20 protein-coding genes and 2 pseudogenes are annotated in these 23857 nt (G+C 34.2%); 16 read left to right on the plus strand and 6 right to left on the minus strand.

The window, feature by feature from the left end:
* Positions 1–26: 26 nt before the first annotated feature.
* Positions 27–734, plus strand: a complete 708-nt coding sequence (locus V5E38_RS06420; protein WP_499212596.1) for a DNA alkylation repair protein — start codon at positions 27–29, stop codon at positions 732–734.
* Positions 735–782: 48 nt separating this feature from the next.
* On the opposite strand, the gene V5E38_RS06425 is transcribed toward V5E38_RS06420, so the two are convergent.
* Positions 783–2180, minus strand: a complete 1398-nt coding sequence (locus V5E38_RS06425) for an amino acid permease (RefSeq protein ID WP_499212597.1) — start codon at positions 2178–2180, stop codon at positions 783–785.
* 232 nt (positions 2181–2412) lie between these two features.
* Positions 2413–3517, minus strand: a pseudogene (locus V5E38_RS06430) (macrolide family glycosyltransferase).
* A 113-nt stretch (positions 3518–3630) separates the two neighbouring features.
* On the opposite strand from V5E38_RS06430, the gene V5E38_RS06435 reads away from it, so the two are divergent.
* Both V5E38_RS06435 and V5E38_RS06440 read left to right on the plus strand, forming a co-directional pair.
* The gene (locus V5E38_RS06435) at positions 3631–4164 is read left to right on the plus strand and encodes a hypothetical protein (RefSeq protein ID WP_499212598.1); all 534 of its coding nucleotides are present in this window, start codon (positions 3631–3633) and stop codon (positions 4162–4164) included.
* 112 nt (positions 4165–4276) lie between these two features.
* A complete protein-coding gene (locus V5E38_RS06440) occupies positions 4277–4645 on the plus strand; it encodes a hypothetical protein (protein WP_499212599.1) in 369 nt (122 codons plus the stop codon).
* 949 nt (positions 4646–5594) lie between these two features.
* Here V5E38_RS06440 and V5E38_RS06445 read toward each other — a convergent pair.
* Positions 5595–6353 (minus strand): L,D-transpeptidase family protein, encoded by a 759-nt coding sequence (locus tag V5E38_RS06445; protein WP_499212600.1) that lies wholly within the window; start codon positions 6351–6353, stop codon positions 5595–5597.
* 585 nt (positions 6354–6938) lie between these two features.
* Here V5E38_RS06445 and htpX point away from each other — a divergent pair.
* Both htpX and V5E38_RS06455 read left to right on the plus strand, forming a co-directional pair.
* Positions 6939–7811: a protease HtpX gene (htpX, locus tag V5E38_RS06450; RefSeq protein WP_335447194.1), complete on the plus strand. Its 873-nt coding sequence runs from the start codon at positions 6939–6941 to the stop codon at positions 7809–7811.
* 86 nt (positions 7812–7897) lie between these two features.
* Positions 7898–8308, plus strand: coding sequence for a hypothetical protein (locus tag V5E38_RS06455; protein WP_499212601.1), 411 nt, complete (start codon positions 7898–7900; stop codon positions 8306–8308).
* A 64-nt stretch (positions 8309–8372) separates the two neighbouring features.
* Here the strand turns inward: V5E38_RS06455 and V5E38_RS06460 are convergent, their stop codons facing one another.
* The gene (locus tag V5E38_RS06460) at positions 8373–9809 is read right to left on the minus strand and encodes a glycoside hydrolase family 1 protein (protein ID WP_499212602.1); all 1437 of its coding nucleotides are present in this window, start codon (positions 9807–9809) and stop codon (positions 8373–8375) included.
* A gap of 245 nt (positions 9810–10054) precedes the next feature.
* Between V5E38_RS06460 and V5E38_RS06465 the strand changes: the two genes are divergently transcribed.
* From V5E38_RS06465 to V5E38_RS06475, 3 genes are all read left to right on the plus strand, one after another.
* A complete protein-coding gene (locus V5E38_RS06465) occupies positions 10055–10780 on the plus strand; it encodes a MurR/RpiR family transcriptional regulator (protein ID WP_499212603.1) in 726 nt (241 codons plus the stop codon).
* Between the two features lie 94 nt (positions 10781–10874).
* The gene (locus V5E38_RS06470; RefSeq protein WP_499212604.1) at positions 10875–11657 is read left to right on the plus strand and encodes a methyltransferase domain-containing protein; all 783 of its coding nucleotides are present in this window, start codon (positions 10875–10877) and stop codon (positions 11655–11657) included.
* Positions 11658–12123: 466 nt separating this feature from the next.
* Entirely contained in the window at positions 12124–15549 is a 3426-nt protein-coding gene (locus V5E38_RS06475; protein ID WP_499212605.1) for a collagen-like protein, read from the plus strand.
* A 1506-nt stretch (positions 15550–17055) separates the two neighbouring features.
* On the opposite strand, the gene V5E38_RS06480 is transcribed toward V5E38_RS06475, so the two are convergent.
* Positions 17056–17301 carry a hypothetical protein gene (locus tag V5E38_RS06480; protein WP_499212606.1) on the minus strand — a complete coding sequence of 82 codons (246 nt, stop codon included), beginning with the start codon at positions 17299–17301 and terminating at the stop codon, positions 17056–17058.
* Positions 17302–17488: 187 nt separating this feature from the next.
* Between V5E38_RS06480 and V5E38_RS06485 the strand changes: the two genes are divergently transcribed.
* From V5E38_RS06485 to V5E38_RS06515, 7 genes and pseudogenes are all read left to right on the plus strand, one after another.
* Complete coding sequence (locus V5E38_RS06485; RefSeq protein WP_499212607.1) at positions 17489–17914, plus strand: DUF7878 domain-containing protein; 426 nt, start codon at positions 17489–17491, stop codon at positions 17912–17914.
* A gap of 208 nt (positions 17915–18122) precedes the next feature.
* Positions 18123–18488: a hypothetical protein gene (locus V5E38_RS06490; RefSeq protein WP_499212608.1), complete on the plus strand. Its 366-nt coding sequence runs from the start codon at positions 18123–18125 to the stop codon at positions 18486–18488.
* A gap of 47 nt (positions 18489–18535) precedes the next feature.
* Positions 18536–18853: pseudogene (locus V5E38_RS06495) on the plus strand (VOC family protein); the annotation flags it as partial.
* Between the two features lie 597 nt (positions 18854–19450).
* Positions 19451–20512, plus strand: coding sequence for a DmpA family aminopeptidase (locus tag V5E38_RS06500; RefSeq protein WP_499212609.1), 1062 nt, complete (start codon positions 19451–19453; stop codon positions 20510–20512).
* A 121-nt stretch (positions 20513–20633) separates the two neighbouring features.
* Positions 20634–20894, plus strand: a complete 261-nt coding sequence (locus V5E38_RS06505) for a hypothetical protein (protein WP_499212610.1) — start codon at positions 20634–20636, stop codon at positions 20892–20894.
* A 349-nt stretch (positions 20895–21243) separates the two neighbouring features.
* Entirely contained in the window at positions 21244–21465 is a 222-nt protein-coding gene (locus V5E38_RS06510; RefSeq protein WP_499212611.1) for a hypothetical protein, read from the plus strand.
* Positions 21466–21763: 298 nt separating this feature from the next.
* Positions 21764–22249, plus strand: coding sequence for a cysteine hydrolase family protein (locus tag V5E38_RS06515; protein ID WP_499212612.1), 486 nt, complete (start codon positions 21764–21766; stop codon positions 22247–22249).
* 154 nt (positions 22250–22403) lie between these two features.
* On the opposite strand, the gene V5E38_RS06520 is transcribed toward V5E38_RS06515, so the two are convergent.
* A complete protein-coding gene (locus V5E38_RS06520) occupies positions 22404–22547 on the minus strand; it encodes a hypothetical protein (protein ID WP_176525898.1) in 144 nt (47 codons plus the stop codon).
* 287 nt (positions 22548–22834) lie between these two features.
* On the opposite strand from V5E38_RS06520, the gene V5E38_RS06525 reads away from it, so the two are divergent.
* On the plus strand, positions 22835–23791 hold the full coding sequence (locus tag V5E38_RS06525; protein ID WP_499212613.1) for a S8 family peptidase: 957 nt from the start codon (positions 22835–22837) through the stop codon (positions 23789–23791).
* Positions 23792–23857 lie beyond the last annotated feature (66 nt).

The raw sequence follows: 23857 nt of genomic DNA on the forward strand, positions 1-23857 counted from the left end.
AATGTAAAGAAAGGAAGTGTAAAACGATGGAATTGGAAACGGTTATGCAGGAGTTAGAAGCACTTGGTAAGGAACGGACCAAAAAGACATACATAAGTAATGGTGCACATGAGCCACTATTTGGGGTGGCAACAGGGGCAATGAAGCCGATCGCAAAGAAAATTAAAATGGATCAGCAATTAGCGAATGAATTATATGCTACAGGTAATTACGATGCGATGTATTTTGCGGGGATTATTGCAGAGCCTTTGAAAATGACTGAAAAAGACTTTGAAAGCTGGATTGATGGAGCATATTTCTATATGCTTTCAGACTATGTGGTTGCTGTTACTTTAGCTGAAGCAGATATTGCGCAAGAGGTAGCCGATAAATGGATTGCAAGCGGAGATGAACTGAAAATGTCAGCTGGTTGGAGCTGCTACTGTTGGCTTTTAGGGAATCGATCGGATATTGAATTTGACGCGCTCAAGATTTCAAATCTGCTTGACAAGGTGAAAGATACAATTCATAAATCTCCTGAACGAACAAAATCTGCAATGAATAATTTTGTTTATACAGTAGCCATTTCATATTTACCTCAACATGAAAAAGCGGTGGAAACTGCAAAAGCAATTGGACCAGTCGAAATGAAAAAGGAAAAGAAAAAAAGCACCATTTTACTTTGCTCAGAAAAAATTCAAAAAGATTTAGATAAAGGATTATTAGGATTTAAACGTAAACATGTAAGGTGTTAAAATCGTCAAAAGAAAAAGCTGAATCATTTTTTCGATTCAGCTATTTCTTTAATCTTGATATAACTTTTTTCTATTTTTGAAAATAAAAAAGTAGCTTAAGAAGATAATGAGAATTAAACCTAAACTAATAAAGACTCCCATTCTTTGAGTTGCGTGAACTAATCCACCTGAGACCCCCACTAGTATTAATAGAATGCCTAAGTAAGAAGTGAAAGGATAACCGAACATTTTAAAATGATTATTATGATTTCTTTCTTTTCTTAGTTTAATTTGTGATGATAAGATTGTTGTCCAATTCAAAATCATCATAACGCCTGCTGCAGTTGTTATATATTCATATATTTTTCCAGGAAGAATAAAAGATAATATTAAAGAAATAGCTACTGCAAACCCCGTTAGAATTAATGCCTTTAAAGCAGTTCCTCGTTTGTCCCTGTTAGCTATTCTTCTAGGTGCCTCACCATCTTCCGCTAATGAAACCATAATGTTAGTAACTGAAAAAAGAGATCCCACCATCGTTGATAAAGCAGCACTAATAATAATTAAGTTGAAAAAGGAATCGATATAAGGAAAATGAAAAACCGATAAAGCTGAAACGAAAGGACTTTTTGATGCGTTAATTTTTGACCAAGGTACCATCATTAATACAAAGAAAATAGATGAAATATACACAGCAACTAGTGCAATGAGCATTCCGATTCCCGCTTTTGGAATTTCTTCTCTATTTTTCAATTCAGATGAAGCGATCCCAATTATTTCTATACCTCCAAATGAGAAAAATACAAAGATTAAAGCCGACCACATTCCTTTCATTCCGGTTGCTAAAAATGGGTGAATGCTGTTTAATCCTTTTAATGAATTAGTTTCTGGGGTAATAATTTGTGCTATTAATAATATCCCAAATAAAATAAAGATAACTAAAGTAGATAATTTTATTATGGCGAAAATCGATTCTATTTTCCCAAAATTTTTGACTCCTAAAAGATTAATAGCAAATGCAATAATGACAAAGAAAACTGTAAAAATCCAAAGAGGAACATTCGGGAACCAAAATTTAGCAAAGGTTCCAAGTGCCACAGCTTCACTGGAGATTATAAATACACCAGATAACCAATACATCCAACCAGATACAAATCCCATCGAGTTGCCAAATGCTTTTTTCGCATACGTTCTAAAAGAGCCTGGCTCAGGATCTGCTACTGTCATTTCCGCAAGTGCACTAAATACAAAAAAGGCGGTGATTCCCCCAACTATGTAATTTAACAATATTGCTGGACCTGCTATTTGGATCGATAAACCAGTACCTAAAAAGAAACCTGCCCCTATGATCGAACCAATTCCAATCAAAGAAAGCTGCCACCAAGAAAGTTTAGATGTTTTTCCTTTTTCAAGATTAGCTCTTTTTTTGTCAAGTACTGCCTGTTTTATCGAATGATTATTACCCATTTAAAAGATCTCCTTACTATTTAAATCAATACTAGTTATACATTCCCCATTTGTATAAATTTAAAACGGTTATTTTAGAATTATTTATAAATACTTAGAATGTCAGTGTAAATCTATTTTTGGTTAGAAATCTGTATCTATTTATATAGTTAAATAAAAATGAGAGCCGAACGTCGGCTCTCATTTTACTCTTAAGAAGACTAGTTAGGAAAGATTTGAAGATGAAAAGGTTTTACTTAGTATTTATATAAAATTGGAAAATCTCATTAACTGCTTGGCGATAGCCACCCGCTTCTTGAAATGATTTCTTTATGCTGCCGATTGCTTTATTGTAAGACGAGTTATTATTTAACACATTTTCAGCGGCTTCACGTAGTTGAATTGGTGTTAAATTTTGTACTTGTAATTGCAAACCTGCACCAATCTTGGCTATTTGCTCTGCAATGATTGGCTGATCAGCGCTCTGAGGGATTACGATTAATGGAACTCCATAATAGAGACCCTCACTTGTACTATTCATTCCACCATGAGTAATAAATAATTTAGTAAATTTTAGTACTTCGGTCTGTGGAACATAATGTTTTCAATAAAGTTTGAAGGAATAATCCCTAAATCATCTAGATTGGTATGTTTACCAATCGACATTACAACTGAGTGTTCACTATTTCCAAATGCTTCAAAACTTAACTTATAAAAATCAATTGAGCGGTTAAAAACAGTTCCAAGCGAAATATAGATAGGACTTTTACTTTTAATGGTAGAAAGGTCAAAGGGATCTTGTTGTATTCGTGAACCGATTGATGGGCCAACAAATTTGTATTTATGATTAAAGGCTTCTCCATCAGGTTGAAAGGCTCTAGTTGTATATACGATTGTTAATGGGGCAGGATTACAAAAAACTTCATAATTTGAATTAATCTCTACACTATATTTTTGCTTAATATGACAGTTTCTTAAATTCTTCATTAATCGGTTTAATGATCTCTTCAGGAATATTCATTGACTGCTTTTCCAACATTTTATCAAATGTTTCTTTTGTCTCTGCAAAAGAAGTACAAGAACTGATTGCTGGAAGATTAAGAATTTGAGCAATTAAACGTCCACAACCAAACATAGAATCGTGTATGATGTATCGAAATGCTCTCCCTTAATTTGTTCAAGAACACTAGGTATTACGATTTCTGCTGTATGTACCCAGTCTTTTCAATTCGATCTCGAAAAGACTCTATCGAAAAGTAGACAACCTCTTCACCTCGTGAAATAAGCTCTTCTACAACTGCAATCGTAGGATTGATATGCCCTTCTGAGCCTCCATTAATAAATAAAACACACGCCATTCCAAACACTCCTTGGTTCAATTTATCCCTATTTAAAAGAAAAATGAATAAGCTTAACTAAATAACATTGTATAATGTGAAAGTAAAAAATAAAAATAATAGAGGTGATTTACGTGAAGGAACAATTAATTAAATTAACAAATACAGAAGACCTCGTTGAAATTTATAATGATTTAGGGGATGTTGATGTATGTGCTGTTGCAAAGGTTCTTTATGTATCAGATGACTATGTAATATTAGCTAATATTACTCCAACTGGAATGTACGATGGCTTTTCATTAATAAAAACAGACTCTATTTTTCAAATAAATGTAGATTCTCGCTATCTACGAAAAATAAAAAAACTGTATATAACTAAGAAACAAACTCATATGAAATTTGAAATGGAAAATGATAATTTAATGGAGGGCATTCTTGATTTTGCTTATCAAAATAAATTTTTAATTTTAGTAGAACTATTGGAAAGTGCTAATGTGCAAGGTAACATTAAACGTAAAGAAGACCATATCCTTGTTTTATCGATCATAAACCAATACGGTGAATACGATGGAGAATCAATTTTTAAGGTAGAAGATATAACCTCAATGCATATAGATGATGAAGAAAGAAATTGTATAAAATTACTAGATTTTGAGAAAAGGGAATAAAGATAGATTATTAGTTTGTAGTTTGACTTTTATAGGAAGTGAAAAGATGTTTACATATTATTCAATACTCATAGTAGGATTGTTTTTGTTATTAGGAGCAGTTTTTATCTTTATGCCAATGTATCTAGATCGAGTATATTCATTGGTAAATATAAGTAAAAGCATTGGATGTTTATTACTTGGTGCTTTACTTTTAGCGTTTACTCTTCCAAGTCTTAAATATGTTGTGTTTAAGCAATATGATGTTGTAAGCGGAAGATGTGTTATAGATATTGATAGCTCAAGCCGTACTTCTGAAGCAGTCTTTGATATGCAGAATACAGATGAAATATTTACTTTCAGAAATATTCCTAAACTGGATGCTTATGGGACATCAGTTCCATATTATTGTAAGGTGACAGTTACAAAAGATCATAATTTTGAAGTAAGTTACAAAATATATGATAGCAAAACAAGAAAATTAATTTTGGCAAGTGAATAGTTAATTAAAACTACTAATCTAGTAAAAAACTCTATTAACATTAAAACCTTAAGGGAGCTACTTATGAAATAAACTATATTGCTATGGCTTAAGTGTATATTCTAGAATTGACTGATTTATTAACAAGCTTCAGAGATTTTATACTACTTGGGAAAGAGTGTTCAAAAAAGTTAAAGGTAATTGTGTGTTTATTTTTGACTTTAAATTAAATAATAAAAACTGGTTTCTTATTGTAATTGGAATTATATATCCTATTTATAGTCGTGTTGTAAATTATTTTAAACTTGAATTTGAAGATGAAAAAAATATTGTATGACTACAACAAAAGGCTGCTTTTAGGTAGTCTTTTTTAAATGGAAACAAGTATTTACACTAAAAAAATCGTTAATAAATTTTACAAGAAATAACGCTATTTCATTATATATAACACCTCAAATTACACAAAGTGCAATCTATACGGTATTTATTGCAACTACAATTTAATATTGGTGATTTAATTACAATTAGATATCTTATTAAGGTTCTTCTTTCAGTAGAAGACCTTTTTTTATCCTAATATACTACTTAAAACAATTGTAAATTTAGATTTTAAATTTATCCTAATTAATACATAGTAGTGTATTATACAAATATAAATTGATGATTCGTAAGGAAAATGACCCTACTAGATAAAGAAGAAATTTTATACTCATTTAGGAATTGTTTTGCCACATCAACACTATTATGAATCTCTTAATCAAATTGAATCTAGTTTTGTTCAAGTGATAGAAGCTATTAATAAAAGTTTAAATTCATCTACACTAATGGTGCATAACGGAAATTCATTAAGTTAATGGACTATTTAGTTAATTGGTTAAAAGTAAATAAAGCTAAAATATAGTGATTTTTAAAGTAAAAAGATTACTAGAATATAAAAAAATAGAGGAAGATCCTCTATTAAAAGTCGAACTTATAAACCGCCAAGCGCTTTAATCGTAGCAGGTCCTACAATTCCGTCTACTTTTAAATGCCGGTCTTTTTGAAATTTTCGCACGGCTTGGTCTGTATTGTTTCCAAATATACCATCGATACCTTTTGTACTATACCCAAGTGCTGTAAGCTTTTGTTGAAGCTTTTTAACTGTAGCTCCACGATTTCCCTTTTTTAACACAGTTCCAGTTGGGATAACAGCATTTGAACCACCACTACTACTTGTTACTTTGTATCCATTTGCATTTGCTATTGAGTCAAATGATTTACTTGAAGTTATAATGACGACAGGAGTGCTCAATTTTACTTTATCAAAAAGCCATTCTACTTCATTATCATACATTCTAACACAGCCATGACTAACGTATTTTCCAATCGAACTTGGGTTATTGTTACCGTGGATGGCATATGTAGTTCCCCATGTACCACGAGCATTTAATCCAAGCCAACGGTTTCCGAGTGGATTTCTAGGATCCCCGCCAGGAATATGACCTGTATAGTAAGGTCTATTCACAATCTTATTTACAATTTTAAACTTACCTTCTGGCGTCAGAGTTGGACTTTTACCAGTGGCTACTTTAAAAACTTTGTAGAGTTTTCCATTTTCATAATAAGCCAGTTGATTTGTTGACTTATTAATTATTATGAATTGAGATGTAGCTGCCTGGCTAGGTTTAATACCGATTCCCACAAACATAAGACAGGTTAAAATTAAAACAGCAAGCCATTTTCTAATCAATACCGTCCCTCCCGAATCATTTTTTTCAAAGTCTTAATCAATTAATCCTATGATTGTAGAAGTTGTCCATTTGTCATTTTTTTCAAATATGCTTAAAATAACTAAAGAAGATGACATTTGTAATGAATTTTCATAGTTCTTTTGGTTTGTATTATTAGGTGGGAAAATCGTAATGTAATACTAATGGCTCGAAAAGGGGAAATGGTATATATAAAGAAGTGGAGGTGAAAAGATGAAAATTAATAATTATATGCTCCAACTATCATTACTAATCATCATTATTTTGGTGGGACTTTTATCATTCATTTAATGAAAACGGGTGAATTTTTATTAGATCAAATTATTGGATTTTCAGTCGGGATCTTAATCCTATTCTTTACTTTAATTTGGAGAAAATCTAGCAAACTTTCATAAGTCTTAAAATTTGAGAAATCTAATATAACAAATTTCGCATTATATAGTAGAATGAATATAAGTTTAAGAAATTAATTGTGTTCTTGGATTGTAAAAGAAATTAGACTCAATATTTAAGAATAAAAGTTAAATATAATAGTCTTTCAAGTATTTAGTTAAGGAGGAACGATTTTGTTTAAACGTATTTCTTTCTTTATTTTTGTTAATATTTTAGTGTTAATTACAATTACAACAATCACAACATTATTAGGCGTACCACGTTATATTGGTAATGGGGGATATTGGGCACTGCTTGCATTTAGTGTTATTGCAGGTTTTAGTGGAGCGATTATTTCATTATTATTCTCTCGTATAATGGCCAAATGGGTAATGGGTGTTAAATTAATTGATCCTCGCTCTTCACAAATTGATCGTTTAAATTTTGTACTAGAAGAGACTTATCGTTTAGCAAAACTTGCTGGTTTAAAGAAGATGCCACAGGTGGGCGTATATGATTCAGTTGAGGTTAATGCTTTTGCTACAGGACCTAGTAAAAGACGATCTTTAGTAGCTGTTTCTAGTGGAATGATTGAGACAATGGATCGTCCTGCGATTAGTGGTGTTTTAGCACACGAAATTGCTCATATAAAAAATGGAGATATGGTTACTACAACTTTATTACAAGGTATAATTAACACTTTTGTCATTTTCTTCTCCCGTTTAGTTGCAAAAATTGTTTCAAATTTTGTAAGAGAAGAGTTATCTTATGTAGTTTATTTTCTTTGTTCAGTAGTATTTGAGATTGTATTTAGTATTTTAAGTAGTCCAATTATTTTCTGGCATTCAAGAAAAAGAGAGTTTAAGGCAGACAGGTATGCGGCAGAACTTGGTGGAAAAGATAACATGATTCATGCTTTAGAATCATTAAGTCGAAATATTAGATTAGTTGATGATCGTCAAAAATCGATTGCTGCTTTTAAAATTAGCGGAAAAGAGAAATTCGCAAGATTATTCTCAACGCATCCACCATTAGAAAAACGAATCGAGCGTTTAAAATCATTATAAAAGGCCTTTTTTTACATGAAATTGAAAGAAGGATTTCATTTAGTTTTAGGGAATATAGATACTAAAAAGATGAGGTGTACTTTAATTTGGAGAAAGATAAAATTGAAAAATTGAAGACAGCAGCATTAATTTTAGGTACCTTTGTTATAACCCTCGGAATTATCATATCTATTTCTATTATTAATTTTAATCACGCAAAAGCACATCCCATTATTATCAAAATTCCTAAATCCGAAAGAATAATTACACTAGTTAATAAACAAGAATTAATGAACGTAGATTCAAATTTAAAAACTAATGTTTGTGAAGTTCTCGAACTTCCAAAAACAGATAATAAAAATCAGTATCAAATTGTTTGTGATGATACTGAGAAATACGGATTTACTGCCAAAGAAATAATAGACAAAAATTCTCACCCTGCCTTGAAAGTCGGTGATACGGTTTACTTAACAATTTATAAAGATGGTAAATTAATGGTGAGAATAGAAAATAAATAAGGGTTAGAATTCAATAATATGAAAAAGGAACTTCAAATTAGCTGAAGTTCCTTTTTCTTCTTTATTATAGTTTTTCTCCATTTGAAGTAATTACGTCTTTGTACCAGAAAAATGATTTTTTCTTCTTTCGTTCTAATGTTCCGCTACCGTCGTCATGTTTATCGACATAAATGAAGCCATAACGTTTTGAGAACTCACCTGATGATGCACTTACAAGATCAATACAACCCCAGCTAGTATAACCCATCAATTTTACGCCATCTTGAATTGCTTCTCCCATAGCATTAATATGCTCACGTAAATAATCAATTCGATAATAATCATTAATTGATCCGTCATCTTCTACTTTGTCATATGCACCTAGACCATTTTCTACAACAAATAATGGCACTTGGTATCGGTCATACAATTGATTTAAACTTATGCGTAAACCTACTGGATCAATTTCCCAGCCCCAGTCACTTGCTTTTAGGAAAGGATTTTTAACTCCGCCAATCAGATTTCCTTGAGAGCTTTCTAAGTCAGATTTTTCCTTTTTCTCTGTTCTAGACATATAATAACTAAACCCAATATAGTCAACAGTGCCTTCTTTAATTAATTCTAAATCCCCATCTTGCATTTCAATATTAATATTGTTTTCTTTAAAGAAGCGTTTAATAAATGACGGATATTCGCCACGAACCTGAACGTCTGCACAGAAGTAATTAAAAAAGCGCTCTTCTTCAAGGGCATACATTACGTTGTTAGGATTCGAATCAAATGAATAAACCGGAGCATATAAAATCATACATCCAATTTGAGAATCTGGAATGATTTCACGACATGCTTTGACAGTAATACTACTTGCAACAAATTGATGATGAAACGCCTGAAATGTTGGTTGGTATTTATCTTTTTCTTCTTTGATCGAAAAACCAAGACCCATAATTGGCATAATTAATCCACTATTAATTTCATTAAAAGTCATCCAATATTTTACTTTGTTTTTATAACGATTGAAGATTGCGTTCACATATCTTTCAAAGAAGGTTACTACTTCTCGATTTCTCCAACCGCCATATTGTTTTACAAGATTTACTGGCATTTCATAGTGTGAAATTGTAACAACTGGTTCAATGCCGTATTTGTGTAGTTCGTCAAAAACACGGTCATAGAAAGCCAATCCTTCTTCATTTGCTTCTAATTCATTTCCATTTGGAAAGATTCTTGTCCAAGCAATTGACATTCGGAAAACTTTAAAACCCATTTCCGCAAATAACGCAATATCTTCTTTATATCGGTGATAGAAGTCGATTCCTTCGTGGTTAGGATAATTATACTTTGAACGATTAATCTCAAAATTAAATCCAGGAGACTGTAATATGTTTAGTCTTTTCTTTCCGCCTGGAAGAACATCGGCTATATTTAAACCTTTATTTCCTTCATAAAATCCGCCTTCCATTTGATTAGCAGCAGTAGCGCCACCCCATAAAAAATCTTTAGGAAACTTAAACTGATTCATTTTTTTTACCTCCTAATTTCTTTTTAGTTGTTTACATAAATCCATATTTTTTAATTAATGAGAATATAAACGAATCATAACGTTAACGAAGATGTTAGTAAATAAGTGAATGGAATCTAGTTCCTATTCACAAAAGTTAAAAAACGTTTCATAAATGTAACGCTGTGTTTTTTATTTTGTATGTTAAGATAATAAAATGGATTAAATATATTTAGTAGCTAGCTATAAAAGGAGAACTATTTAAAATGTTTTCAATTGATCAAATCGCGTCTTTTAATGAGTTAGAGTTATCTTTATATAATTACATTTCACAAAATATGGAAAAAGTCGCTTATATGCGTATACGTGAAATTGCAGATGAAACCCATGTTTCAACTTCAACAATATTACGCTTTTGTCGGAAACTAAATTGCGACGGCTTTTCTGAATTTAAAGTAAAGTTAAAAATGTATTTGGAAGCGGAGAAACGAACCTTTGTAAAAAGCGCACAACATACACTAGTGGAATTTTTTGAGAGATCTTTAAAAGGGGATTTAGAAGATAAAGTGAAAGAGGCTGCTATTGAAATAAACAAAGCTGAAAATATAATTTTTATTGGAATAGGTAGCTCAGGTATTCTTGCTGAATATGGTTCGAGGTACTTTTCAAGTTTAGGAAAATTTTCACTTTATATAAAGGACCCACATTTTCCGATCCATTCAAAATTAACAAAAAATAGTATAGCAATCGCTTTGTCAGTCTCTGGAGAAACTATTTTCACAGTAAATCATCTGAATTTACTTAAACAAGAAGGTTGTAAGATTATTAGTATTACGAACAACAAATTATCAACAATAGCAAAAATTTCTGATCTAAATATACCCTATTATGTAACAGAAGAGTATTTTGAAGAGGCAAATATTACTACTCAAGTTCCAGTGGTTTATATAATTGAATCAATAGCGCGCGAAATTTATCGAATCAATCAATAAGTCAAATGGTTTTTTTACTCATTATAAGAAGGGATTTCTTCTCATGTGAGGATTGTTATTTATTCTGAAAATGAATAAAGGAGTATTAATATTTATGAAATTAATCGATCCCACATTACATAAAGATTGGGTAACACCACATTCACAAATATGGTACGAACAAATAGGCAAATTATACGGGGAATACACATATCCTTGGAATTCAACAATTACTGAGCCGAATGCGGAGTTAATTTTTATTAATGAAGTATTTGGAATGATTTATAACAAAACTGTTTTAGATGTAGGGTGTGGACATGGAGAATTTACTATTAAATGTAGTGAAAAAGCAAAAGAAATTGTAGGGTTTGATCTTACAACTGATTTAATTAAAAGTGGAAATGAATCGAAAAAACCAAATGTGTCTTTTATAGTTGGCAGTACAAAAAATGAATTACCTTTTGAATCGGAACAGTTTGATTGTGCATATAACCGAAAAGGACCTACATCAGCTTATCAAGAACTTAAAAGAGTAGTAAAAAAAGGAGGTACAATCCTAGGACTTCATCCTGGTGATGAATTAGGAACTGAATTGCCTAAATTATTTCCTAATCTTTTTGAATCAATTAATAGTGAGAATCCAATTTTAAAAACGATAAAGAAAAGAGTTGAATTAAGTAAGTTTGAAAGTGTAGAAATACAAGTTATTAATAGTTTTGAATTTTTACATACGCCACTTGATGTTTTAAAACTAAGATGCTTCGGCCAAAAACAATCACTATTAAAAGATATAATAGAAAATAATTTATTAGAAGTACAACGAATATTTGAACAAAATGCCCAGAAGGATGGTTTGCCTATAACTTATTCACGTTACATTGTTAGAGCACAAGTATAAATTATTGAGAGGATAACAATATCCTCTTTTTTTTATTGCGTATTAAAGTATAAATCAAATATTTCTATACTTTGCCAATATAAAAAAACATTTATTACTTGGACGTCTATCATAATCAAATTTTAATGTTGGTACATAAGATTATATTGGTATGAAAATGGACAAGAATTTATTACCAAATCTGTTCTCTAGTTAAAAAGGTGATAATTTGGGAAAAGACAACAAAGAAAATAGAAAATCTTGTAATTGCAAAGAATGCAAATGTAAGAAATGTGAGTGTAAAGAGTGTAAAAAATGTAAATGTAAGAACTGTGAGTGTAAAGCATGTAAGAAATGCAAGTGTAAGAATTGTAAGGAATGCAAATATAAAGATTCAAAAGTATGTTACTGTTGTGATAAATGTTGTAGAGGACCCAGAGGGAAAAGAGGTAAAACTGGTCCTCAAGGTAAGACTGGGTCAACAGGTATGACGGGAGCAACAGGAGAGACGGGTGTAACAGGTCCGACAGGGGCAACTGGAACAATTGGAACAACAGGAGCAACAGGTTTGATCGGAACAACTGGAGAAACTGGGGCGACAGGAGAGACCGGTTCGACCGGAGCAACAGGTCCAACCGGTCCAACCGGAACCACTGGAGAAACTGGGGCAACAGGGGAGATAGGTCCGGCGGGAGCAACCGGAGCAGCCGGAATAACTGGAGCAACAGGAGAGATAGGTCTGACGGGAGCAACCGGCCCAACCGGAGTAACTGGTTCACCGGGAGTAACAGGACCAACCGGTGCAACAGGCTCAACTGGAACGACTGGCCCAACCGGAATAACTGGCCCAACCGGAGTAACGGGAACAACTGGAACGACCGGAGCAACCGGAGTAACTGGGGCAACCGGAGAAACAGGCCCAACCGGAGCGACAGGCTTAACCGGGGCAACCGGAGTGACAGGCTCAACCGGGGCAACAGGAGAGACGGGTCCAACCGGAGTAACAGGTTCAAGTGGAGCAACTGGAATAACTGGAACAACCGGAACCACTGGAGCAACTGGGGCAACAGGAGAGATAGGTCTGACGGGAATAACTGGGGTAACTGGCCCAACCGGAGAAACAGGCTCAACTGGAACGACTGGCCCAACCGGAGTAACCGGGGCAACCGGAGAGACGGGTCCAATCGGGGCAACCGGAGAAACAGGCCCAACCGGATTAACAGGATCGACAGGTTCAACTGGAGCAACCGGAATAACTGGAACAACCGGAACCACTGGAGCAACTGGAGCAACAGGAGAGATAGGTCTGACTGGAGCAACCGGCCCAACCGGGGTAACAGGTCCGACGGGAATAACTGGGGTAACTGGTTCAACCGGAGAAACAGGCTCAACTGGAACGACTGGCCCAACCGGAGTAACCGGGGCAACCGGAGAAACAGGCCCAACCGGAACTGGTTCAACCGGAGAAACAGGCCCAACCGGAGTAACTGGTCCAACCGGAGAAACAGGTCCAACTGGAGTAACGGGAACAACTGGAACGACCGGAGCAACCGGAGTAACTGGTTCAACCGGAGCAACCGGAGTGACAGGCCCAACCGGATTAACAGGATCGACAGGTTCAACTGGAGCAACCGGAATAACTGGAACAACCGGAACCACTGGAGCAACTGGGGCAACAGGAGAGATAGGTCTGACGGGAGCAACCGGCCCAACCGGGGTAACAGGTCCGACGGGAATAACTGGGGTAACTGGTTCAACCGGAGAAACAGGCTCAACTGGAACGACTGGCCCAACCGGAGTAACCGGGGCAACCGGAGTGACAGGCCCAACCGGAGCAACTGGAGTAACAGGAGAGACGGGTCCAACCGGAGCAACCGGGGTAACCGGAGTGACAGGCCCAACTGGAGCAACTGGAGTAACGGGTCCAACCGGAGTAACAGGATCGACAGGTTCAACTGGAGCAACCGGAATAACTGGAACAACCGGAACCACTGGAGCAACTGGGGCAACAGGAGAGATAGGTCCGACGGGAATAACTGGGGTAACTGGTTCAACCGGAGCAACAGGCTCAACTGGAACGACTGGCCCAACCGGAGTAACAGGAGTAACCGGGGTAACAGGAGAGACGGGTCCAACCGGAGTAACAGGATCGACAGGTTCAACTGGAGCAACCGGAACCACTGGAGCAACTGGGGCAACAGGAGAGATAGGTCTGACGGGAGCAACCGGCCCAACCGGGGTAACAGGTCCGACGGGAATAACTGGGGTAACAGGTTCAACCGGAGCAACCGGGGTAACAGGAGTGACAGGAGTGACAGGCCCAACCGGAGCAACTGGAGCAACCGGAGTAATGGGAACAACTGGAGAGACGGGAACAACGGGAACAACCGGGGCAACAGGAGTAACCGGAGTAACGGGGGCAACTGGAGCAACAGGATCGACAGGTTCAACTGGAGCAACCGGCATAACTGGAGCAACCGGCATAACTGGAACAACCGGAACCACTGGAGCAACTGGGGCAACAGGAGAGATAGGTCTGACGGGAGCAACCGGCCCAACCGGGGTAACAGGTCCGACGGGAATAACTGGGGTAACTGGTTCAACCGGAGTAACAGGCCCAACCGGAGCAACTGGAGTAACCGGGGTAACGGGTCCAACCGGAGCAACCGGGGTAACAGGAGTGACAGGAGTGACAGGCCCAACCGGAGCAACTGGAGCAACTGGAGCAACCGGAGTAACGGGAACAACGGGAACAACCGGGGCAACAGGAGTGACGGGAACAACAGGAACGACCGGAGCAACCGGAGTAACTGGGGCAACAGGAGTGACGGGAACAACGGGAACGACTGGAGTAACCGGAGTAACTGGGGCAACAGGAGTGACGGGAGCAACTGGAGTAACTGGTTCAACCGGAGTAACTGGGGCAACTGGAGTAACTGGGGCAACTGGAGTAACGGGAACAACAGGAACGACTGGAGCAACCGGAGTAACTGGTTCAACTGGAGTAACTGGTTCAACTGGAGTGACAGGAGCAACTGGAGTGACGGGAACAACGGGAACGACTGGAGTAACCGGAGTAACTGGTTCAACTGGAGTAACTGGGGCAACAGGAGTAACGGGAACAACAGGAACGACTGGAGCAACCGGAGTAACTGGTTCAACTGGAGTAACTGGTTCAACTGGAGTGACAGGAGCAACTGGAGTAACTGGTTCAACAGGAGTGACGGGAACAACAGGAACGACTGGAGCAACCGGAGTAACTGGAGCAACCGGAGTAACGGGAACAACAGGAACGACCGGAGCAACCGGAGTAACTGGTTCAACAGGAGTGACGGGAGCAACTGGAGTAACTGGTTCAACCGGAGTAACTGGTTCAACTGGAGTAACTGGTTCAACTGGAGTGACAGGAGCAACTGGAGTAACTGGGGCAACCGGAGTGACGGGAACAACAGGAACGACTGGAGCAACCGGAGTAACTGGTGCAACCGGAGTAACGGGTCCAACAGGTCAAAGACCAACTCTAACATTTGCAGAAAATGCAGGATCGATTGCAGTATTCCCACCACTCAATACTGAAGTAACCATAGTAAGTATCACTCAAGCTGTACTTGCAAATCAACAGCTTAAAATTGACTACGCAACAGCAATTGAACTAGTTGTTACTGCAAACTGGTCAGTTACATTTGAATTGCGACTATACAGGGATGCCACTTTAATAAATACTAGAATATCTAATAGTAGCCAGTCTACAGCTGGTACTCACCGATATCAATTTGCAAGTACTTACGTAAATGTAGCACCTGCAAATGCAACATCAACGTATAGTCTTAGAGTAATTTTTACCATTGTATCGAATCTTACTTCAGCATCGGCAATTAATAGAGACATGAATATAATCACATTTACACCGTAAGCAATTGTGAATAGATTTTTAGAATAATAACCCCATATGATAGACAGTTAGAATAGATTTTACAGCCAGTTATATGGGGATTCTTTATTTTAAAAAATATATAAATAAATGTTGTGCAAGTTAATCTTCAACCAAAGCATTTTATTTGTTTTCACATACTTTATAAAAACACAAAAATTAAGGATGTGGAGAATATGAATCGCTTTAATGGCCGCAAAGTCGATCAGTTACAATTCGATATTGAATATAGAACCTAATTTACTTTTATAATAAATGATGAAACTTAAAGTTGTGTTTTAAAAGATATTGCTAACGATTCAGTAAATATTGTTGGAATTTTACTGACAAAAAGTGGTGAAAATAATAATTCCGATAGACTTGTACCTGGTACAACTGAATCGCAAAATAAACATGATCTAAAAGTAGTTAGAGACGTATTTGAATCATTTAATGTGAATTTAAAGAAGAAATTATATTCGCTCTATTAAATATTCCCCCTAGTATTCCAGGAGTATTTAGTAAAATCTACGGTAGTTTATGATGTAAGGTTGATGTGAAATCATTCTTTATTGGAGAAAAAGATAGTCTTTTTTTAACCGTATCAAATATAAAGAAAGCTTTCCAACTTCCTGTAGTTTCACCTAATACTTGTTTTCTTCAAATGCTGTTAAATATAATAAAAATAAAGTTAATTCATCCATTGTTCTTCCATTTTAAATAGTTCCTTTCTAATAATAAAGTAGCTGTTCAATTAATTGAAAATGCTGGCTATGTGTAAAAGTTAATCAAACCGATTTTGAAAAATACCCTAACTATTTATCATTCAATCCATTATCCTGGTAATAATGAAAAAAGGATCTAAAAATAAATACGTAGGTATGGTTCAACATAAACTAAGAATTAAGGATGAATATTTTTGGAAATCAAACATCTGCTGTTATTAAAGTAACAGTAGCTTGTTTAAATAATTTTTTCATGTAATACCTCCACCTTGTAATGTTTGTGGATATATTATCCAATTAAAACGTTACTAAATTAGTAGAGTTAAGTGTTAGTCCTTATTTGAAATACGATATTTCAAATAAGGACAGTCAATTTTGTTTAATACATGAAATTATTAATGTGTTGTTACAGTGCTTTTTGAATATGATTTTATTAAAACTCCAAATAAAAAGGACCATTCCAGTAATAGTGCTGGAATGGTCCTTTTTTCATTCGATTAGAATCGGATTATATAGTTTTAAAAGTGTCTGTCCACTATAATTATACAATATAAAATATCCCCCAAAACCTCCCCAAATTCATGGGGATTAGTTGTCCTTTGTTTGCGAAATTTAAATTTATTAAAAACTCTAAAATGCTTATTTAATAAGGGTTAAGGGTTATAGAGGTTATTTAAAAATATTTGCATCGGTTTAATATTATTAAATATAAGGTTTCCTCTTATTTCTAATTAATAAACTATAAATTAGTACCCCATATTGGCAGCGAAAATAATTTCGTAATTTATTCATTTATAATTGGCATTCGATCTCTATGGCCACAAACGGGACATGTAACTAGCCGTTCATTCACTTTACCGGTTTTAAATGCTAAAGCAAAATTTAATTTTGATAATTTAAAGCGACTGCTACATCGAGGACAAACAAAATGAGTAGTTCTTGTGCGAATTTCTGAATATTTATAGATAAACACGAATGCTAATATTAATATAAGAATCGATTGAATAAGACCAGCTATAAATTGATTCATATCGTTATCCTACTTTCTTTTTTTATTTATAAGATCATAAAAAAATTAATAGGTTTGATAATTAAAGAATCTAAAATAAAGCTAAAAAAGAAAATAATATTGAGGGAAATACCAAAAATAGGAAACAATAGAAACTAAGTACAAAATAAATAAATAAAGATTGAACTAAATACGAAAGGAGAATTTTATGAATTTAAAATTCTTGTTTATATTAAATGATTATATACCTACAGAACCGGCTTATGTTGCCAATACTGGAAAATATATAGATGGTTCATTAAATATCTATTTAAATGAAACTTTATTTTTTCATGATCCGAATTTAAATCTTACTGAGTTTGCGAGTCAATTAAGTGAATGGGTTCAAAAGGTTCAAAATGGATCAAGAGATAACATGAATTATGAATCGATTAATCGAAATGAAGATCTTATGAATTTCCTATATAAAGGAGATGACAAGTGGGGGATTTATTCGGTGTGGCAAATGTTTGAACCGACAGAATATATTAATACGGAGGTATTAGTTGAGTCTGTAAATGGATTTCTTACTGCGTTAAATGATGGACTTATTGAAATCAATTATGATTATACGTTAGATAAATTTAATCAGTAATTTTATGATTATTAATCAATGTTGTTTTACTAAAAAAAAGAGTTGTAAGAGTAACTCTTTTTTTAGTGCATTCTGATAGGGGAATTTTACTAAAAAGATTTGATTTCATATGCTTAATTATCTTTTTAATTATAATATAAAGGTTTAAAAGGAGTAATGGGTAAGATGTTGAATTTTAATTAGAAAAGCGTAAAAAAATGGAGGATAAATGAAAAAACTTCTAATCGTTTTTTGTAGTTGTATATTGCTTTTTGGCTGTTCAATGAAATCAAATACAGAGAGTAAAACTAGTGAAATTGTTGGAATCATTGGCGTTACTTCAATAGATACAATTATTTATTCGGCGGATAAAGATCATGATTTCATTAATAAAATCGAAAAAGGTTTTAAATTAAAAAACATTGAGGATAAACAAATTGAATCCACAGATTTAAGACTCACTTTTCTTGAGAAAGATGGTAAAAAAGAGGAATTTGAAGTGGACTACAAGCAAAGTATGTATTGGCAAAATGGAAAAGGATATAAACTTGATTCTAAGATAACCAAACTTTTACAGGAACAGTTTGGGAATTAAACAATAAAGAAGAGGGGCACACAGTTTTTCTAGATCCAGGTACCGTATGGACTGAGAAAGTAGGCTTAAGTATTATTTCAGATAATAATAATGGTCAAGGAATGAGATGGATAGAAGTTGCACCTTCAAAAAATGCTGAAACAAGTATTGTACTTCATAATAAAGAATTAATTTCTCAAATACAGCCATCTCTTAATCTAGGTACACCTTCTTTAATGTTTTTTACAAATAAACTTGATGAAATGTATAGTGATTTAACGAACAAGAATGTTACTGTTGGTGAAATTGTTGAAATGCCATATGGAAGAGTGTTTACCTTTGCTGATGGTGAGCAAAATTATTTTGCTGTAATGGAAAAAACGTAAAAGATTTATGTAATATAAAGCACAGGGTAAAATATTACCTTGTGTTTTTTTATAAATTTTATTTAAAAATCACTTTTACCATGAAGGTAAAAGTGATGTGTACCTGTTTGCCAATGCCACCAAGAAAACGAGGTTAATACAGGTTATGTTAGGAAATGGGAAAAGTTCATTTTTCCCGTATGGTAATAATTTCCTAATAAGTAAATCATAGGAATTTTTAGATTGAGGATGATCTTGGGGAGTAATTGAGATTTTTATCAAGTAAATATCTAATTTTCTAAGTTATCTGTTAAAATAATTCGTAAGAGATTAAATCATAAAAGGAGAAATCAACTTATGATGAAAGTATTTTCAAAAAAAATCGTACTAATAGTCACTTCATTGATGATTTTACTAATGATAAGTGGAGCGTTAATTTCTTTAACTTATATCCCTTTAAAAGTCAAAGGAAATCAAGAGAAACTGAAAATAACAGAAAGTAACTGATATATTTTTTAACAAAAAAGCTCTGAATAAGGGCTTTTTATAGTTTAGAAGTTAAAATCACTTAATTAAATGCTACTACACTTGGTGAATATGAAGCTGGGGGAATATCTAATGAGTCAAAAAAGAATTAGAGATTACGGTGTGAATATTGGGTACCTGGAAACAGGAAAACTAAATTCGATTACAGATGTTGAAGGGGTTACAGTAGGTCATGTAACGATTAGCGATCAAGACATCCAAACTGGTGTTACAGCAATATTTCCTCATCAAGGTAATCTATTTAAGGATAAGTTAATCGCGTCATCGCATGTTTTTAATGGGTATGGTAAGTCGATGGGAACGATTCAGATTAATGAGTTAGGAACGATCGAAACGCCAATTATTTTAACAAATACGCTAAGCATTGGGACAGCTGCAGATGCTCTAATTGAATATATGTTAGAACATAATCCAGAAATAGGTCGTACGACAGGTACTGTTAACCCAGTAATTTGCGAGTGTAATGATATGCTTTTAAATGATGTACGAGCTAGATTTATTACGAAAGACCACGTTTTTCAGGCATTAAGTAATGCTTCTTCAGATGTGAAAGAAGGAACTGTTGGAGCAGGAACTGGAATGCTTTGTTATTCATTAAAAGGTGGGATTGGAACAGCTTCGAGAGTTATGAAGATGGAACATGGTACATATACAATGGGTGTTTTAGTCTTATCTAACTTTGGGATTTTAAGCGATTTAAAAGTAAATGGAAAACCTGTTGGAGCGGAATTGCGAGACTATATTTTAAGGGAACGAGACGAACAAGATAAGGGTTCAATCATTATGATTGTTGCAACGGACCTTCCCGTATCTGAAAGGCAGCTAAATCGTATAATTAAAAGAACAGTTACCGGTTTATCAAGAACGGGCTCAATTATTACAACGGGAAGCGGTGAAGTCGTTATTGGCTTTTCTACTGCAACAAAAATTCCTCATGAAAAAACAGCGCATTACATTACGGTTCCGACAATACATGAAGATGATATTGATCTCGCATTTAGAGCAGTAGGAGAAGCAACAGAAGAAGCAGTTTTAAACTCTTTAGTAACAGCAACACATATCGTTGGAAGAGATGGAAATGAAAGACCAGCTTTTAAAGATTTAATAGAAAAATACAATGTTAAATTAATATAGATTATGGAATTCAAAAATCTAACTAGAAAGAAAAGACTTCTATAAAGTTCTAATAACGAAATAAATTTCATAAAATACTCTTAATCTTAAAGATGGACAAGCATTAAGTTAGGAGGATACTATGAAAAAAATTGTATTTTTTGTTTCTACATTTGTCATTTGCTTATGTGTTAGTTTTTTAGCTTTTGATCAAATTGGTCTAAAAAAGACTAATGTAAAAGAACGCATTCAGATTAAAACTCAAAATGAAGAAATTGCCGATAAAAATATAAATATATTGAAACTACCTTTGCCAAATGCAGATCAAAGAAAATATAGTGTAAAAAAATTACCGATCAATGGCGGTCAAATAGAAATTAAAAAATTAAACAATAAATCATAATAATGTATATGACTAAGTGAAAATTAATCAGATAAAATGACAGACCTAATCGAATAGTAAAGGGCTGTCATTTTTTAGTTCCGGCTAGAAATAAATAAGTTTTAATAAAAGATTTTACGTCATCTAATTTGATAGAAAGATAGATGCTATAATCGAAAAGGAATAACTACTAGAGGAATATAGTGTGCACATTTTTGACCATTTAGATGAATTGCAAGTAGATCTAAAAGAGAGAAACTTTGAGGAGCTTGAAGAGAAGTAATTTAATAGATGTAATCAATTAGCGGGGACTGAAAGGGCTAATAAAATTAGGCAAATTGATTTAAAAGATTATATAAAAGAATTGAAAATGGGACTTGAACAGTCAATAAAAATTGCTATTGAACTAGATTCCAAAGCAATCCATTTTGAATATGTTTTAGATCATAATTGGGAAGGTGCATTTTACATATGTGAAGAATACAATCCGTTAGAAGAATGTGATGAAGATTGGGCTTGTAATTGGACCGATGACTTTGGAGGTCCAAGTTTAAAACAATTTGCTGAAATTTATGAGGAAAACGGTTCGTAGTAATTTAGCAATCGGTACAACAATATACCTAGTTGCAAGAACAGTTATATCTTACATAAGAGCTTTAAATGAGCTACCTAATCAAATTACAATTCCTATATGCATCGCATTTCATGACCAAGACCCAATTCTAAGAATTAATGAGGAGCATTGATAACTATATCAATGCTTTTTTCTATTTTCAAAATCTATAAGAACTGTTTTGAGTGCCTCTTTTATTTTTAAAAAAAGGTAGGACTATAACAAAACAAATAGAATAATAACTTATAAGAAATATAAAGTTCATGGAGGGTAAATAATGAAAATTGCTTTTCTTATCATTGATATGCAAAAAATATTTTTAGAGGATAAAAAAGAATCATTGAATGTCGAAGGTGCATGTGAATATATAAACTTTGTTGCTGATCGTATCCGATTAAAAGATCACTTAGTTATACATGTTCAAGATATCGAAGGAGCAGAGGAACTAAATTCAGAATTACTTTCTTTCATCCCAGAAATTAAAGTTGAAGAACAAGATATTTGTGTTACAAAAGAACATTCAAATGCATTTTGGAATACTGAGTTAGAGCAGATTTTGAAAGGAAATGACGTTGAGTTAGTAATAATAGCTGGATTTGCAGCAGAGCACTGTGTTCTATTTACTTATAACGGAGCTAGCGAAAGGGGCTTTAAACCAGTCTTATTGCAAAATGGAATACTTAGTACAAAAAGTGATGTAATAACTCAAACGTATCGTGATCGAAACATTATTTCATACAATGTTGTCCCATACCTTATTTAATAGAATGATAACATAAAAAATGCTCTTATAAGTCATGGTAATTTGAGCTCTATTTTGAAATGGAGAATAAACAAAGAAACCACAAGTTAAAATTAATCATCTTGTGGTTCTAATTTTATCTATAGGAAATTTAGACAACCTTCCTCATATTCTTCTAATGGATACGGATTAATTCATAAATATCAGAGTCAAAACGAACTCTTGTATGCTTGGATTCAATTCGTTCAATTTCTTCTATTTCTTCTCGTATCTCTCCAAACCACCAAAATTTGATTTCAGTTAAAAAATTAGTAAGCATTGTATTCCCCCTAGTTTGAATAATGCCTTAACACTATTAGATTATAAATCCATTTTTTTAAGCTAAGATTAATCTGATGTAAAGGTTAGCAAAGTTTTTTATATAGAGAAATAAGATTTAAAATTTTCTTAATTAGATGGTGAATTTATTAATTTCCAACCGTTTTAGAATTAATTTTAAATAAAGTTGAATTAGTTTAAAGGAAAATTATGGATGGATGTAGAATACTAATCTATACCTCAAAGATTTATCCTTTATGAATAAATCCCAAAAAGGAGTTGGTAGGCATGTCTAAATTTAGATTAATTCCTTACAAGCTGGAAGAAGTTAAAGGTAGTACAAATGAAGTACCACCTGGAGTTCGTTTAATTGATGCTAAATCTATTTGGGACAAAGGGTGTCAAGGGGAAGACGTGGTTGTAGCAGTTATTGATACTGGCTGTCAGACTGATCACCCTGAATTACAAGAGCGAATTATTGGTGGATATAATTTTACTGAAGATTACGGTGGGGATCCTAACGTATTCTTAGATAATAATGGTCACGGTACACATGTATGTGGAACGATTGCAGCTTCTGAAAATGGAGAAGGGGTTGTAGGAGTAGCTCCAAAAGCTAAACTTCTCGTTTTAAAAGTACTAACTGGTGCTGGGGAAGGTAGCATTGAATCAATTGTACAAGCGATTGATTATGCGACGAATTGGAAAGGCTCTAATGGAGAAACTGTTCGAGTGATTTCAATGTCATTAGGTGGTCCAGAGGATGATTCTTCGTTGCATGAAGCGATTCAAAGAGCGGTTGAACAAAATATAGCCGTTGTATGCGCAGCTGGTAACGAAGGTGATGGAGATGGCTCAACCAATGAATATAGCTATCCAGGTGCTTACGATGAAGTTATAGAAGTAGGTTCCGTAAGTCTTCAAAAACGATTATCTAATTTTAGTAATACCAATAACGAAATTGATTTAGTTGCTCCGGGAGAAAAGATTCTTTCGACTTATCCGACAAATCAATATGCTGTTCTTTCTGGTACATCAATGGCAACACCACATGTATCTGGGGCAATTGCATTATTAATTCAACAGTTTGAGTCTGAGAATAATGAGAAAATCACTGAACCAGATTTGTTCGAACTGCTAATAAGTCATACAGTACCAATCGGATACAGTACGTTTGAGGAAGGCCATGGACTTTTAAATCTAGGCGTAAATATACCCTCAAAATCTCCGAATGTAATAAAATAATAGGTAAGGTCCCGGATAGTGTTGGTAGACTATTCGGGACTTTTTGGTGAGTAGAAAAAAGTAAAA

The sequence above is a fragment of the Rossellomorea sp. GAMAL-10_SWC genome (assembly GCF_049568075.1).
Taxonomy (GTDB): domain Bacteria; phylum Bacillota; class Bacilli; order Bacillales; family Bacillaceae_G; genus Gottfriedia.

Bases quoted from the DNA above. Each gene is read 5' to 3' on its own strand.
- V5E38_RS06470 (WP_499212604.1), top strand. From the start codon at position 10,875: ATGAAATTAATCGATCCCACATTACATAAAGATTGGGTAACACCACAT.
- V5E38_RS06465 (WP_499212603.1), top strand. From the start codon at position 10,055: ATGTTTTCAATTGATCAAATCGCGTCTTTTAATGAGTTAGAGTTATCT.
- V5E38_RS06485 (WP_499212607.1), top strand. From the start codon at position 17,489: ATGAATTTAAAATTCTTGTTTATATTAAATGATTATATACCTACAGAA.
- V5E38_RS06490 (WP_499212608.1), top strand. From the start codon at position 18,123: ATGAAAAAACTTCTAATCGTTTTTTGTAGTTGTATATTGCTTTTTGGC.
- V5E38_RS06475 (WP_499212605.1), top strand. From the start codon at position 12,124: ATGACGGGAGCAACAGGAGAGACGGGTGTAACAGGTCCGACAGGGGCA.
- V5E38_RS06420 (WP_499212596.1), top strand. From the start codon at position 27: ATGGAATTGGAAACGGTTATGCAGGAGTTAGAAGCACTTGGTAAGGAA.
- V5E38_RS06515 (WP_499212612.1), top strand. From the start codon at position 21,764: ATGAAAATTGCTTTTCTTATCATTGATATGCAAAAAATATTTTTAGAG.
- V5E38_RS06525 (WP_499212613.1), top strand. From the start codon at position 22,835: ATGTCTAAATTTAGATTAATTCCTTACAAGCTGGAAGAAGTTAAAGGT.
- V5E38_RS06480 (WP_499212606.1), bottom strand. From the start codon at position 17,301: ATGAATCAATTTATAGCTGGTCTTATTCAATCGATTCTTATATTAATA.
- V5E38_RS06520 (WP_176525898.1), bottom strand. From the start codon at position 22,547: ATGCTTACTAATTTTTTAACTGAAATCAAATTTTGGTGGTTTGGAGAG.
- V5E38_RS06425 (WP_499212597.1), bottom strand. From the start codon at position 2,180: ATGGGTAATAATCATTCGATAAAACAGGCAGTACTTGACAAAAAAAGA.
- V5E38_RS06500 (WP_499212609.1), top strand. From the start codon at position 19,451: ATGAGTCAAAAAAGAATTAGAGATTACGGTGTGAATATTGGGTACCTG.
- V5E38_RS06460 (WP_499212602.1), bottom strand. From the start codon at position 9,809: ATGAATCAGTTTAAGTTTCCTAAAGATTTTTTATGGGGTGGCGCTACT.
- V5E38_RS06440 (WP_499212599.1), top strand. From the start codon at position 4,277: ATGCCAATGTATCTAGATCGAGTATATTCATTGGTAAATATAAGTAAA.
- V5E38_RS06510 (WP_499212611.1), top strand. From the start codon at position 21,244: ATGGGACTTGAACAGTCAATAAAAATTGCTATTGAACTAGATTCCAAA.
- V5E38_RS06505 (WP_499212610.1), top strand. From the start codon at position 20,634: ATGAAAAAAATTGTATTTTTTGTTTCTACATTTGTCATTTGCTTATGT.